The 12,083-nt window shown below is 68.1% G+C and carries 11 protein-coding genes; 6 read left to right on the forward strand and 5 right to left on the reverse strand.

From position 1 onward, the window contains the following. Positions 1-118: 118 nt before the first annotated feature. Both E1294_RS34325 and E1294_RS34335 read right to left on the reverse strand, forming a co-directional pair. Positions 119-1,546: an LVIVD repeat-containing protein gene (locus E1294_RS34325; protein WP_132515133.1), complete on the reverse strand. Its 1,428-nt coding sequence runs from the start codon at positions 1,544-1,546 to the stop codon at positions 119-121. A gap of 1,073 nt (positions 1,547-2,619) precedes the next feature. After that, positions 2,620-2,985: a hypothetical protein gene (locus E1294_RS34335; RefSeq protein ID WP_181958596.1), complete on the reverse strand. Its 366-nt coding sequence runs from the start codon at positions 2,983-2,985 to the stop codon at positions 2,620-2,622. An 87-nt stretch (positions 2,986-3,072) separates the two neighbouring features. Here E1294_RS34335 and E1294_RS34340 point away from each other — a divergent pair, with 87 nt between their 5' ends. The 5 genes from E1294_RS34340 to E1294_RS34360 all read left to right on the forward strand — a co-directional run bounded on the left by E1294_RS34340 (position 3,073) and on the right by E1294_RS34360 (position 7,244). After that, positions 3,073-3,729, forward strand: a complete 657-nt coding sequence (locus E1294_RS34340) for a TetR/AcrR family transcriptional regulator (protein WP_132515134.1) — start codon at positions 3,073-3,075, stop codon at positions 3,727-3,729. Beyond that, positions 3,722-4,624: an ABC transporter ATP-binding protein gene (locus tag E1294_RS34345; RefSeq protein WP_132515135.1), complete on the forward strand. Its 903-nt coding sequence runs from the start codon at positions 3,722-3,724 to the stop codon at positions 4,622-4,624. The genes E1294_RS34340 and E1294_RS34345 overlap by 8 nt, the downstream gene beginning before the upstream one ends. Further along, a complete protein-coding gene (locus E1294_RS34350) occupies positions 4,621-6,222 on the forward strand; it encodes an ABC transporter permease (protein WP_132515136.1) in 1,602 nt (533 codons plus the stop codon). Before E1294_RS34345 ends, E1294_RS34350 begins: the two co-directional genes overlap by 4 nt. 227 nt (positions 6,223-6,449) lie before the next feature. After that, on the forward strand, positions 6,450-6,722 hold the full coding sequence (locus tag E1294_RS34355; RefSeq protein WP_132515137.1) for a hypothetical protein: 273 nt from the start codon (positions 6,450-6,452) through the stop codon (positions 6,720-6,722). Between the two features lie 111 nt (positions 6,723-6,833). Then, positions 6,834-7,244 (forward strand): nuclear transport factor 2 family protein, encoded by a 411-nt coding sequence (locus E1294_RS34360; protein WP_246083491.1) that lies wholly within the window; start codon positions 6,834-6,836, stop codon positions 7,242-7,244. A gap of 579 nt (positions 7,245-7,823) precedes the next feature. Here the strand turns inward: E1294_RS34360 and E1294_RS34370 are convergent. From E1294_RS34370 to E1294_RS34380, 3 genes are all read right to left on the reverse strand, one after another. Continuing rightward, positions 7,824-9,065, reverse strand: coding sequence for an MFS transporter (locus tag E1294_RS34370; protein WP_165977621.1), 1,242 nt, complete (start codon positions 9,063-9,065; stop codon positions 7,824-7,826). A gap of 97 nt (positions 9,066-9,162) precedes the next feature. Beyond that, complete coding sequence (locus E1294_RS34375; protein WP_132515140.1) at positions 9,163-9,945, reverse strand: SDR family NAD(P)-dependent oxidoreductase; 783 nt, start codon at positions 9,943-9,945, stop codon at positions 9,163-9,165. Between the two features lie 423 nt (positions 9,946-10,368). Beyond that, on the reverse strand, positions 10,369-10,857 hold the full coding sequence (locus tag E1294_RS34380) for a carboxymuconolactone decarboxylase family protein (RefSeq protein WP_132515141.1): 489 nt from the start codon (positions 10,855-10,857) through the stop codon (positions 10,369-10,371). A gap of 317 nt (positions 10,858-11,174) precedes the next feature. Between E1294_RS34380 and E1294_RS34385 the strand changes: the two genes are divergently transcribed. Beyond that, positions 11,175-11,900, forward strand: coding sequence for a helix-turn-helix transcriptional regulator (locus E1294_RS34385; RefSeq protein WP_132515142.1), 726 nt, complete (start codon positions 11,175-11,177; stop codon positions 11,898-11,900). Positions 11,901-12,083: the final 183 nt, after the last annotated feature.

The raw sequence follows: 12,083 nt of genomic DNA on the forward strand, positions 1-12,083 counted from the left end.
GATTATCCGGGCGTGGTCCACCTGCCCATCGAGAGCGGGCGCTTCGGCACCGGCACCTCGGCCATCTGGAGGCGGCACACCTCGAACCGTCCGCCCGCCTCTTACTCGACCTGCTGCGTCAGTCCCTGCCACGGCCGGTGTAACGCAGGACGTAGACACCCTGGTTCTTGTCGGAGATGTAGATGTAGCCACGGGTGTCCACCACGACGTCCTCCGTCTGGGCCACCAACGCGCCCTCGGGCATGGGGCCGTACCTGCGGGCAGGATCTGGTGGCACGAAGTAGCCGACCTCGCGCGGCAGACGGGTGTTGGATACATCGTAGATGCGCAGCCCTGCATTGAAGTGCGCGATATAGAAAAGGTCGCCCTGCTTCTGCACGTCCGGGTGGTGCTGGTGGTGGTTGATGTTGTGCGGCCCGCTCCAGCCACCCCTGCCGGAGAAATCCGCGTACGGCGCTTCGGGCGGCGGTTCGGGCGCCGGCAGCAGGGACAGCAGCCAGGGCTTGGCCGGGTCGGAGATGTCCACGAGGGAGGCGTGCGGCGCGGCGCCCTTGCCGTAGGACACGTCCTCCGAGTTGGCGAACGCGATCTTCCTGTCCGGGATCGGGAGCACGCCGTGCACCCCGAAGCGGGAATGGAAGGGCGGACTGAAGTTCAGGCCACCGACCGGCTTCGGCTTGGTCACGTCAGAGATGTCCAGCACGACCAGCCCGGCCGCGCCGTAGGGCAGGTAGACAAGGTCGCCGGTGACGTACGGAGGACCGTGCAGCGACACGTCCGCGCCGTTCGCGCAGCAGAAGCCGTGCGTGTGCGGCAGCTCGGGGTCGGGCGTGCCCTGCTCGCCATCCCGCTGCCCCGGCACCCACCACCGGCCCACCTCCCTGGGCCGGGCCGGATCGCCTATGTCGACGATGGTGTAAATGTTGCCGCGGAATCCCTTCGCGCCCGCCGCCACGTGCACGTAGCGTCCACCCGGATAGAGGTTACGGTGCGTCCCGGTGCCGCCCGTCGTGTAGTGGCCGAGCCTGCGCGGCCGTACCGGATCCTTGATGTCCCAGATGTAGAGCCCCTCTTCGAAGAATGCCTCCGGATCGCCGCCGAAATTAGGGAAGATCTGCTCCAGCGCGGTCACCATGATGTCGCCGTGCAGATCGACCTGCAGGGTCCAGGTATCCTTCGGCCCCGGCACGAACGCCACCACCTCCGGCCGCCGCGGATCGGTGACGTCCACGACGCTCCAGCCCGAGTCCCAGAAGTGGCCGGTGTACAGGTACCACCGGTCTCCCACGCGGCGGATGGCGAGCTTGAAGGCGGGCCGATGATCCATATCGGTGTAGCCGACAACCTCCACGTCGCGGGCGAACTGGCCGCGCGGACCGGGGACGACCGCACCGACCCCGGAGTCCGCGCCCGCCTGGGCCACCTCCGTGCCTGCCCGGGCCGGTGTCGCGCCCGTCTGGGTCGCCGCCAGGGCGGAGGCCGCCGTCAGTGAGGCGCGCAACGCCTGGCGCCGCGACACGCCGGAATCCGTTCGTTCGACTCCCATGTCACTCCTCAGATTGACGATCAAGATCGCGTTGTGGATCATCAAATCAACCCATCCGTAAAGGGGAGCGAAAGATCATCTATCGGGAAACGTTCGCTGTCACCTGGCCCTCTGACCGGGCCGCGCTCGTCGGCCTGGCCGTGGACGGTGGGTCGGAAAGCGCCACAGGGGCTGACGAGCCACAGAAACGCCTGCGGGCACGCTGGAGCGCATGTCGCTGGGTGTGACTTTGATGGCTTGATGAGGGGCAGACCAAGTACGAGAGAAAGGGACAGTGGGATGTAGAAGCGCTGCTCACTGGGCGTTTAACCTGCGGCTTTCACGGCGAATTTGAGTCAGGCTGATCGTTTACATAAGAAAAGTGCCTTTGAGCTGGGGTGATCGGAGTTCTCTAAGGCCCCGCTCACGCCAGATCAGAAGGCACTTACCGAGTGAACTCTACCGCTCCCCACCGTAAGATCACCGCTTCCGCCGACGGCCGCGGGCTGCTCTCCCACGCCAGCGGCTCGCTGCTGTTGCAGACGTATCCCGCGAACCGGCTCCGCCACTTGCGCACCGTATCCGGCGTGGAACCCATCGCGGCAGCCACTCCCGCGTTGCTGCTGCCCGGCTCCGCACAGGCCAGCACCAACCGCGAAGCTGATTTCGCAGTTCAGGGCCTATTTGGCGGCTGGTGTCACGTTGGTTAACGGCACGTCGGCCGTGGGTTCGGGCTGGCTGAAGGTTCTTCAGCGGGAACTCGCGGCTTTTCTGAGGCTGAGGTCAGGAAACAGCGCGTGTTCTTGAGAATAGCCGCGGGGTCAACCAGGGTGTGCCTGATCGACTCGGTGTCCAAGAGCTTCTGGGCGAGGGCGGCGTATCTGCTGGCGGTGCTGTGGGAGAGGTTGAAGACCAGGGTGAGGTGGAGGGGGTCGGGGCCGACGACAAGGGCCTCGTGGAGGTCGCGGTCGCTGCTAGCGAGGGTGATGCGACGGTCGGGCAGGTGGAGGTCGTCCAGGGTGAGGGCGCGGATGGCGGCTGGCCGGGCGGCGTGGACGGAACCACATCGGTCTTTCCCTACACGGTGTTAGGCGTCACTCCTCCCGAGCGCGTGAGAGCCCTTTCTCATCATTCGGGGTCTTCGCAATCAATCGGGGATGGCTCGATTTCTGCTTCCGCGGGTGGTTGCGCAGTGTGATCGGTGGCGCTGGTTGACCGGGTTGCGGAAGCCGTAGGCGCAGCGGGCTTCGAGCGTGATGACACGATTGGTTGCCTTGCTTGGCGTTCGTGATCCCGGTGAGCAGGAACGCCTCGATCTCGCTCTGCCGCTCCTGGACGGTCTTGGCGAGCGTCACCAATTCGGGCAGGTAGGCATGATCGGCGCGCCAGGCGTAGAAGGCGCCTACCCGGAGCGCCAGCTTGTTCCTCCCGGAGGAACTCCTCTCCCGCCTCTCACGCATCCTCTCGCGCCCTTGGCCTACACATTCGTGTAGCATACTTTCCCGTTGAGTAAGTTCACTTCACGGTTGGAGAGCAGGTTGGGGTTCATGTCGCCAGATCCGGAAGACCTCACCGCCCGGGCGCGGATCCGTGACGCCGCGCTCCGGCTGTTCGGCGAAGAGGGGTTCGATCGCGCGACGATCCGCGACATCGCCCATGCGGCGGGTGTCTCCTCAGGGCTCGTCCGCCATCACTTCGGGTCGAAGGAAGCGCTGCGTGACGAGTGCGACGCCTACCTCGCCAGGGCGCTGGAACGGCTCAACGACCAGGTCAGAACCGACCCGTCTGCCGAGGGCGTGAACTACGTGGCGGTCGCCACCTCGATGTTCGGCCCGTACCGCAAGTACGTCGCCCGCGCGCTCATCGAGGGCCGTGCGGCGCCGCTCTTCGACACGATGGTCGACCTGGGTGCGGAGTGGCTCGTGGAGGTCGACAAGCAGCGGCCGGATCCACCCGAGCTGTCCCGTGAAGCGCGTGCCACGGTGGGGGCCGCGCAGTCGCTTGCGGTCGCGCTCCTGTACGAGCACGTGTCACGCCGGCTCGGCGTCGACGTGCTCAGCCCGGAAGGCGCAGACCTGCTCGCACGAATCGGCCTCGACCTCCACTCCCACCCCACGATCAGCCCGGACGAGGCCGCCGCGCTCCGAAATCGGCTTCCCAAGGGCGCCGGCTCCCCTGACGAAGGAAAGGTTCTCGATGACTGACCCTGTATCTGTGAGCGGTCTGGTGAAGACGTTCGGCGCCACCCGGGCATTGGACGGGCTGGATCTCACCGTCAAGCTCGGCGAGGTGCACGGTTTTCTGGGTCCGAACGGTGCGGGCAAGAGCACCACGCTGCGGATCCTGCTGGGTCTGCTGCGCTTCGATGCGGGCACGGTCCGGCTGCTCGGCGGCGACCCGTGGCGCGACGCCACCGACCTGCACCGGCGCCTCGCGTACGTGCCGGGCGATGTCACGCTCTGGCCGGCCATGTCCGGTGGCGAGATCATCGACCTGCTCCTCCAGGTTCGCGGCGGCGTCGACCGGACGCGCCGGAACGAGCTGATCGAGCGCTTCGACCTGGATCCGCGGACCAAGGCACGGGCGTACTCCAAGGGCAACAGGCAGAAGGTGGCGCTCATCGCGGCGCTCGCCTCCGACACCGAACTGCTGATCCTCGACGAGCCGACGTCCGGCCTGGATCCGTTGATGGAGTCGGTGTTCCGCGACGTCATACGAGAGGAACAGCGGCGCAACGGCCGCACGGTGCTGCTGTCCAGCCATATCCTCTCCGAGGTCGAGGCGCTGTGCGATCGCGTCACGATCATCCGGGACGGCCGTGCGGTCGACTCCGGCAGCCTCGCCCAGATGCGGCACCTGACCCGGACCTCGATCCGCGCCGAAGTCGCCGGCCCCGCCACCGGTCTCGCCGATCTACCCGGCGTGCACGACCTGCGGATCGACGACGGTGTCGTGCGCTTCGACGTCGAATCCGACGCTCTCGGGCCGGTCCTGCGTCACCTCGACTCGTGCGGCGTGCGCAGCCTCGTCTGCAACCCGCCCACGCTCGAGGAACTGTTCCTCCGGCACTACGACCGGACGATGGAGACCGCGCGATGACCGCGTTCACGGGAACCCCCCGGCTCATGCGGCTGGTGATGCGCCGCGAGTGGCGCACCGGCTTCTGGTGGGTGCTGGCGATCGTGAGCCTGGGCATGGTGATGGTCACGTACATCGACCGGAACATGCCGACCCTGGCAGTGATGGCGACGTACGTCGACATGATCAACCAGAACACGTTCTTCCGGGCGCTCGGCGGCGGGACTTCCGTGATCGTCGACCGCGGATTCATGTCGGCGTTCCGGAGCGGGGGATTCCTCTACATCATGACTGCGATCGCCACGGCACTGGCGGTGGTGCGGTACACCCGGGCCGACGAGGACACCGGACGGACCGAGCTGCTCCGCTCGGGAGCGGTGAGCCGGTTCGCCGCCCTGACCTCCGCGCTGCTGGTGGCCGGCTCGGTCGCCCTGGTCGCCGGCGCGCTCACCGCGATCACGTACATGGCGGTCGGGCTGGAGCCGTTGGGTTCGATCACGTACGGCGCGGGCGTCACTGCGGCTGGCTGGGTGTTCGGCGCGATCGCCGCCCTGGCCGCCCAGCTCGCGCAGAACGCGCGTACGGCAAGGGCGATCGCGCTGTTCACCCTCGCGATCGCCTACGTCCTGAGGTACGCGGGCGACGCGAGCGGTCAGTTGTGGATGACGTACATCTCCCCGATGGGGTGGGTGCACGCTGTCCAGCCGTACCGGTACGACCGGTGGTGGGTGCTCGCGCTCATCGTCGGAATCGTCGCGATCATGATCGCGATCGCCTACGTTCTGGTCGACCGCCGCGACCTCGGTGAAGGGCTGATCCCGCAACGCCGCGGCCGGGCGGCCGCGCCGGATCTGCGTGGTCCGATCGGCCTGTCCTGGCGGCTGCACCGCGGCCTGTTCGTCAAGTGGGCGATCGCCATCGGAGTGTTCGCGCTGGGCACCGCCGGGGTCGGCACGATCGCCCCGGACGTCAGTGTGCTTCCCGCGGGGGCTTTCGGCCTTCTGCAGCTGAGCTACGGCGGCGGCTCGGGCGAGGTGATCGACTACTTCCTGTGGGCCGGGATTCTGATCTTCGCGCATGTCGTGTCCCTGTATCCGGTGGTGATGGTCCAGCGGCTGCGGGCCGAGGAGCGTGCGGGCCGGGCCGAGCTGGCCCAGGGCACCACGATGACCCGCGTACGGTGGGCGGCCGGTCACCTGGTCGTGACCGCCCTCGGCACCGCCGGGCTGCTCGTGGTGACAGGGCTGGTGCTCGGCTACTTCTACGGCCTGTTCATGGGCGCGCTGCCGGGCACGCTGTTCCGCGTTACGCTGGGAACGTTGAGCTGTCTGCCAGGCGCATGGCTGATCACGGCTGTCTGCTTCCTGGCGTACGCGCTGACGCCGAGGTTCTCGGTTCCGATCGCGTGGGCGGTCTGGGTGTGGACCGCCGTCACCGGGCAGGTCGCCGGGCCGCTGTACGGAGTATGGGGCGGGACGCCGTTCGAGCCGTTCCACTACCTCCCGAACGTCGTGGCCGGAGCGCCGTTCAACCCCGTGCCCGTCCTGGCCACGCTGGCGCTGACCGCGCTCGTCCTCTGGGGAGGCCTCACCGCATTGCGCCGACGCGACGTCGGCTGAATCGCTAGGCGGGTGAGATGTTGTGGCTGAACTCAGGTGGCCAGGGACGCTACCGACGACGTGACCAAGGTCGCGCCCCTCCAGGTTCCGAACGTCTAACCGAACCATGGCGGCTCTTCGAGCTTGATCGGGGAGTAAGCGGATCGAGACCCGGCGGCAGTCACTGTGGGTGACGCTGGCGCGTGTGATCATCTCCGGATGCGCGAGGTCCGTGGCTCTCGTAGATCATGGCTGTTCTCTACGCAGCCGATCTTCAAGAGACCACGGACCTGAACAACTCTATCGAGACATCCTCCGACGCGACGCTGCTGCTGGGCCTGGAGGGCATGGCGGTGATGCGGGTGGAGGTGGACCAGGACGGACACCGGACGGTGCACGTGAGCACCGATGACGAGAGTGCGAAGGCGTTCCCGGCCTGCGGGGTGTTCGCCACCCGGGTCAAGGACCTCCCGCGTGACCTGTGCGTGGGCGGAGATGCGCTTGCCTTACTTCAGAGGTAATCGTCTCTGCGTGCCTGCGCTGGCAGGGTTGGTGATCTCTCCGCGTCGGCGACGCGGACCAGGAGGGAGAGGCCAGCGATGTCCATAGCCGTACCTACGAACACGCGCACGGTGGTTGAGGAGTTGCTGCGCAGAATTGGCGAAGGCGACCCCGAGCGCATCGCCGAGCTGTATGCCGAGCAGGGCGATTGGAAGCTCGACTGGCCGGAGGCCGAGCACGGCCGTACGGCCACGCCGTGGATCCGTCACCGGTCCACTCGTGCCGACGCGGCCGCCCACTATCGCGAGCTTGCGGAGTACCACGTGCCGGAGTATGTGGCAACTGAGGTCGAGCGGATCCTTATTGACGAAAGCGACGCGGTCGTGCTCGGCGAGATCCGTCAGACCGCCCGGCCCACAGGGCGTGCGTATCGCGCGCGGTTCGCTCTGCATCTCACCGTCGAAGACGGCCTTGTCACCCGGCACCATGTCTACGAGGACAGCCTGGCCGTCGCCCAGGCATTCGAGGCGGAGAATCGGTGAAGGGCCACCAGGCCAATCGCGAAGATGCTGCTCACAGCCACTCGTTGATGGCCGCGACGAGGGCGGTCGCCTCGTAGCGGACCGCGAGCTTGTCGTACCTCGTGGCCACGGCTCGGTGCCTTTTGAGCCGGTTGATACCGCACTCGACCGCGTGCCGAGCCTTGTAGTCCTGCGGGTCGAACTTCGGCGGCCCGCCACGGAGCGAGCCACGGTTCTTGCGGTTGCGGGCCTAATCGGCCTTGTCCGGAATGGTGCAGCGGATCCTCCGCCGCCGCAAGTAAGCACGGTTCTTCCGGGAGGCGTACGCCTTGTCGGCGCGCACGCGATCTGGCCGGGTGCGCGGCCTGCCCGGCCCAAGACGCGGGACACGGACCTTGTTCAGGACAGGCTCGAACTGCGGGGAATCCCCCGCTGCCCGGCCGTGATCACGATGGACATAGGCTTCTGGCCCTGCTCGACGGCCAGGTGCAGCTTGGTGGTCAGGCCGCCGCGCGAGCGCCCGAGCCCGTGGTCGTCCGCTGTCGCCGTTCCAGGTGCCGTGATCGGCCAGGAGCCGGGCTGAGGAGGCCGCGCGGCGGGTCAGAACGCTCGGGCCCCGCTGCGCATGCTCGCCCGCAGCAGCGCGGCGCAGCCGACCGCGACGACCATGGCGCCCGCGGCGAGGGAGAAGATCGTGCTGGCCGGCGTCCCCAGCCCCAACAGGACGCCGGTCACGCCCGGTCCCGCGACCGAACCGGCCCGGCCCATGGCCGAGGACCACCCGATCCCGGTCGTCCGCTGCTCGCGCGGGTACAGCGCCACGGCCATCGCCAGCTGGCCGTTCTGGCTGGCGGTGACCGCAGCACCGACACCGCACAGCACGAGCAGCAACACCAGCCCGCCGAGCTCCAGGCTGACCGACGCCAGCACCAGTATCGCGGTGAGCACCGGCATCGCGATCAGCATCCGGCCGATACCGGCCCAAGCCACGAGCGGGATCATGGCCACCCCGCCGACGATCGCCCCGAGGTAGATGAACGCCAGCCCCAGCGGCGCCTCGGCCGCCGAAACCCCGAGCTCCGTGAGCAGGACGGGCGCCCACGTCGACAGCGCGGTGGACACCATGAACACGAGGGATGCGTACAACCAGAGCAGGAGCGTGTTGATCCGCACGCCGCGGGCGAACAGCTGCCCGACGCGCTCGCCGCGCGGGGCTCCGCCGGCGTCCTGTTGGGCGGCCGGTTCCGGCGGCAGGAGCACCGCCATGGGGAGCACCAGCACCGCGGAGGCTGCTCCGGCCAGCCAGAACAGTCCGGTCACGCCGAACGAGGCGATCAGCGGTAGGTAGACGAAGCCCGCCGCGGTGGCACCCGCCGCGATCCCGAGCGCCACCAGCAGGGACACGACGTCACGTCGCCGGTTCGAGCTGAAGTCCGTCGCGACCGCCACCGCGGACGGGAGCGCCCCGCCGAACCCCAGCCCGGTCACCAGGCGAACGACCCCCAGCGCCTCGATCGAGTGCGCGGGGAGGACGACGGCGGTGATCATCGTGCCGAGGGAGAACAGCCCGACGCTGCCGATCAGCAATCGGCGACGGCCGAAGCGCTGCGCCAGCCATCCGGACCCCAGGTAGCCGGCGAACACGCCGACGCTCGTCGCCACCAGTGGAACCGTGAAGGCCGCCGGCGCCAGCCCCCAGCCCTCGGCGAGGGCGGGGACCGCCAGCGACAGCGACGTCGCGTCGAACCCGTCCATGACGATCGGGAGGAAGCACAGCACCACCACGAGCCAGTTCGTCGCTCTGACGCCGTTACTGTCGGGCGCGTCCAGACGCACAGTCATGATCTCGGCCTTACCTGCATCATCTTGAGAGCAACGCTTTTGTCGTACACGGTCAATCTCCTGTCTGCTGGGGCGCATGGAAAAGGCTGATTGCCGGTCAGACTGTTTTCACCGCGCCACCGTCGACGAGGTAGTTGTTCCCGGTAGCACTGCTTGCCAACGGCGATGCCAGGTACGTCACCATGGATGCCACGTGGTCGGGCTCGATGAGTTCCCCGGAACTGATGCCTGCCGCTGTCGCGGCGTTCGTGAGCAGTTCTTCGTGGGTCATGCCCTGGGCAGCGGCGAGGGTTGCTCCGAAGCCGCCGGGTTCGGTCCAGAGCTCGGTTCGGGTGCCGGCCGGGGAGACGGTGACGGCCCGGACGCCGCGGTCGGCGTACTCCTCGGCGAGGGCCTTGCCGAACGCGTTGAGTGCCGCCTTGGCGGCGTTGTAAGGGACTGGGCCGAGGTGTGGCAGGCGTGCGCCGGCCGAGGAGATGTTGATGATCACTCCCCGGCGTCGCAGCAGACTCGGCAAGGCCGCACGGCAGGCGCGGACCGCGGCGAAGAGGTTGAGGTCGAACGTCCGCTGCCACACGGCGTCGTCGTAGTCGTTGAAGCCGCGCAGGTCGGCCGGATCGCCGCCGCCGACGTTGTTGACCAGGATGTCGATATCGCCGTGGCGGGCGAGGACGGACTGGACGAGCTGCCCGGGTCCGGTCGGGGTCGATAGGTCGATGGCGATGGCGTCGGCGCTGTTGCGGGTCAGTTCGGCTGTGGGCGTTCGGGCGGCCCCGATCACCGTGACGCCTTCTGCGGCCAATGCGCGGGCGATCGCGAGGCCGATACCCCGGCTGGCGCCGGTGACGACGGCGATCTTGTTAGTCAGGTGCAGATCCATTGCTTGGCCTCCATGTGACGTCCAGTGAATTGACGTCGGATTGCACTGGGCGGAATCGAGATCGCTAAGGTGGCGATGCGGGCGCGGGTGCTGGCCATCGCGCTGTGCGTAGCCATCTCCTTGATCACGGTGCGGTGCGTACGGCGAGGTAGGACCGTCGGGCGGTGTCGTCGGTGTGCGAGCTGGCTGACTGCGTCGTTATGTCCGAGGGTGACCCCGCGCTGGAAGTAGGGCCAGGTGTGCGGCTTGGGCTGAAGTTGACGACTTTTAGGCTGCGTAGTAGCCGACGGCGAAGATTCGTGCGTCGGTGAGGCGGCGCAGGTGTTCGTCCACGATGGCACGGCCGCGCGTATCGACCTCGAGGCGCCCTGGGCCCGGCCCGGATCGAACGACCATGGCCGGGCCGGGGCTCATAATCTCCGATCAGTCCTGAATCAGCGCGGCGAACATGCCGGGCTCGTAGGAACCCCCAGGGTTGCGCACGATGACATTCATCCGCGTGGAAGCGTTGATCATGGCAACCACGCACACCAGCGCACCGATCTGGTCGTCGTCGTAGTGCTTGCGCGCCTCGGTCCAGGTCTCGTCGGATACACCCCGGTGAGCGTCGCCGAGCCGGGTTCCCTCCTCTGCGAGCGCCAGGGCCGCCCGCTCGGCCTCCGTGAACACGGTCGACTCGCGCCAGGCAGCGACCAGGTTGAGCCGGACCGATGACTCACCAGCCGCCGCGGCCTCCTTGGTGTGGAGGTCGGTGCAGAAGCCGCAGCCGTTGATCTGGCTGACACGCAGTTCGACCAGTTCCCGCAGAGGCTTCGGCAGCGTCGACTGGTCCAGGGCTAACGAAGCGTTGTAGAACCGCTTGACAAACTTCGCGGCAGTCGTGCTGTCCAACAGGTTAAATCGGGATTCCATGAATCGTCCTCACTCGTGGTGTTGAACACGGACGAATACGAGACGACGGCGACCCGATCGTTTGTGACAGCTCGGTCGCATAATGTGCGCCATGTCACAGATCGGGCGAGCCCGATGTGAAGACCACACCGATCAGCCGCCTGGGCGGCCCGGCAGCGTCGCGGCCCATCGGAGCGGGCTCGGCTAGACCAGGTGCTGACCGAGCGGATCCGCCGGCACCACCAGGCATCTGAGGCGCCTTACGGGGCGCCGCGCATCCACGTCGACCTGCGCGAGGTCGATGGGGTGCGGGTGACCAGCGGGCCCAGGCGCAGGCCATGCGCGCAGCCGTCGACGAGGAGCGAGCCAGGATCGCCGCCGAACTTCACGACATCGTGACCCACAACATGAGCGTGATGGTGATCCAGGCCGGGGCGGCGCGCAAGGTGATGGACGCGGAGCCCGCGGAGTCGAAGCGGGCGCTGCTCGCGATCGAAGCGGGCGGCCGGGCAGCCATGTCCGAACTCCGTCACGTCATGGGCCTGCTGTCCACCGAGAACGAGGCCATGAGGCACGGGTCCATGAAGAACGAGGTCACGGAGAAAGGGCCGCCCGGTCCGCAGGGCGGGCTCGCGCCGCAGCCCAGGCTCGATCAACTCGACGCGCTGATCACCCGGGTCCGGACCGCCGGGATCCGGGTCGGCGTCGAGCTGTCGTTGCCGCCCGGCCCGCTGCCCGCCGGGGTCGATCTGGCCGCCTACCGCGTCGTCCAGGAGGCCCTGACGAACACGATCAAGCACGCGGCGGGCGCGGCGGCGTCCGTCTCGATCCGCCACGAGGGCGACCGGCTGGAGATCGAGGTCACCGACACCGGCAGCACGCGGCACGGCCCGTCGCACTCGGGCGGGCGCGGGCTGATCGGCCTGCGCGAACGGCTGAACCTCAGCCCTGCGACGGTGAAGACCCACGTGGCCCGCATCCTGGACAAGCTCGGGCTCAGGGACCGGGCGCAGGCCGTCGTGCTCGCCTACGAGACCGGGCTGGTCTCCCCGGGCGCGACGTGACCGTGCGTGGCGCCGAGGGACGGCCGGGCGAGCAGGTCGGCGACGGCCCGAGACATCGATCAGTGGCGGTGTTGTCCGCGCGGGCCGCGCTCTACGAGGCGGCTACGCGGCCTACCTTCTCGGCGATCGTGTCCGGTGCGGTGGCCAGGCGGTGCTTGCGTTTGGGCAGGCCGTAGGTGGGGT

Origin of the sequence: Nonomuraea diastatica, assembly GCF_004349015.1 — a bacterium.
In the GTDB taxonomy this organism is placed as follows: domain Bacteria; phylum Actinomycetota; class Actinomycetes; order Streptosporangiales; family Streptosporangiaceae; genus Nonomuraea; species Nonomuraea diastatica.

What these genes read in the sequence shown, in the direction of transcription:
- E1294_RS34325 (WP_132515133.1), bottom strand. Translation starts at nt 1,546, where the DNA reads ATGGGAGTCGAACGAACGGATTCCGGCGTGTCGCGGCGCCAGGCGTTG.
- E1294_RS34335 (WP_181958596.1), bottom strand. Translation starts at nt 2,985, where the DNA reads ATGCGTGAGAGGCGGGAGAGGAGTTCCTCCGGGAGGAACAAGCTGGCG.
- E1294_RS34340 (WP_132515134.1), top strand. Translation starts at nt 3,073, where the DNA reads ATGTCGCCAGATCCGGAAGACCTCACCGCCCGGGCGCGGATCCGTGAC.
- E1294_RS34345 (WP_132515135.1), top strand. Translation starts at nt 3,722, where the DNA reads ATGACTGACCCTGTATCTGTGAGCGGTCTGGTGAAGACGTTCGGCGCC.
- E1294_RS34350 (WP_132515136.1), top strand. Translation starts at nt 4,621, where the DNA reads ATGACCGCGTTCACGGGAACCCCCCGGCTCATGCGGCTGGTGATGCGC.
- E1294_RS34355 (WP_132515137.1), top strand. Translation starts at nt 6,450, where the DNA reads ATGGCTGTTCTCTACGCAGCCGATCTTCAAGAGACCACGGACCTGAAC.
- E1294_RS34370 (WP_165977621.1), bottom strand. Translation starts at nt 9,065, where the DNA reads ATGACTGTGCGTCTGGACGCGCCCGACAGTAACGGCGTCAGAGCGACG.
- E1294_RS34375 (WP_132515140.1), bottom strand. Translation starts at nt 9,945, where the DNA reads ATGGATCTGCACCTGACTAACAAGATCGCCGTCGTCACCGGCGCCAGC.
- E1294_RS34380 (WP_132515141.1), bottom strand. Translation starts at nt 10,857, where the DNA reads ATGGAATCCCGATTTAACCTGTTGGACAGCACGACTGCCGCGAAGTTT.
- E1294_RS34385 (WP_132515142.1), top strand. Translation starts at nt 11,175, where the DNA reads ATGCGCGCAGCCGTCGACGAGGAGCGAGCCAGGATCGCCGCCGAACTT.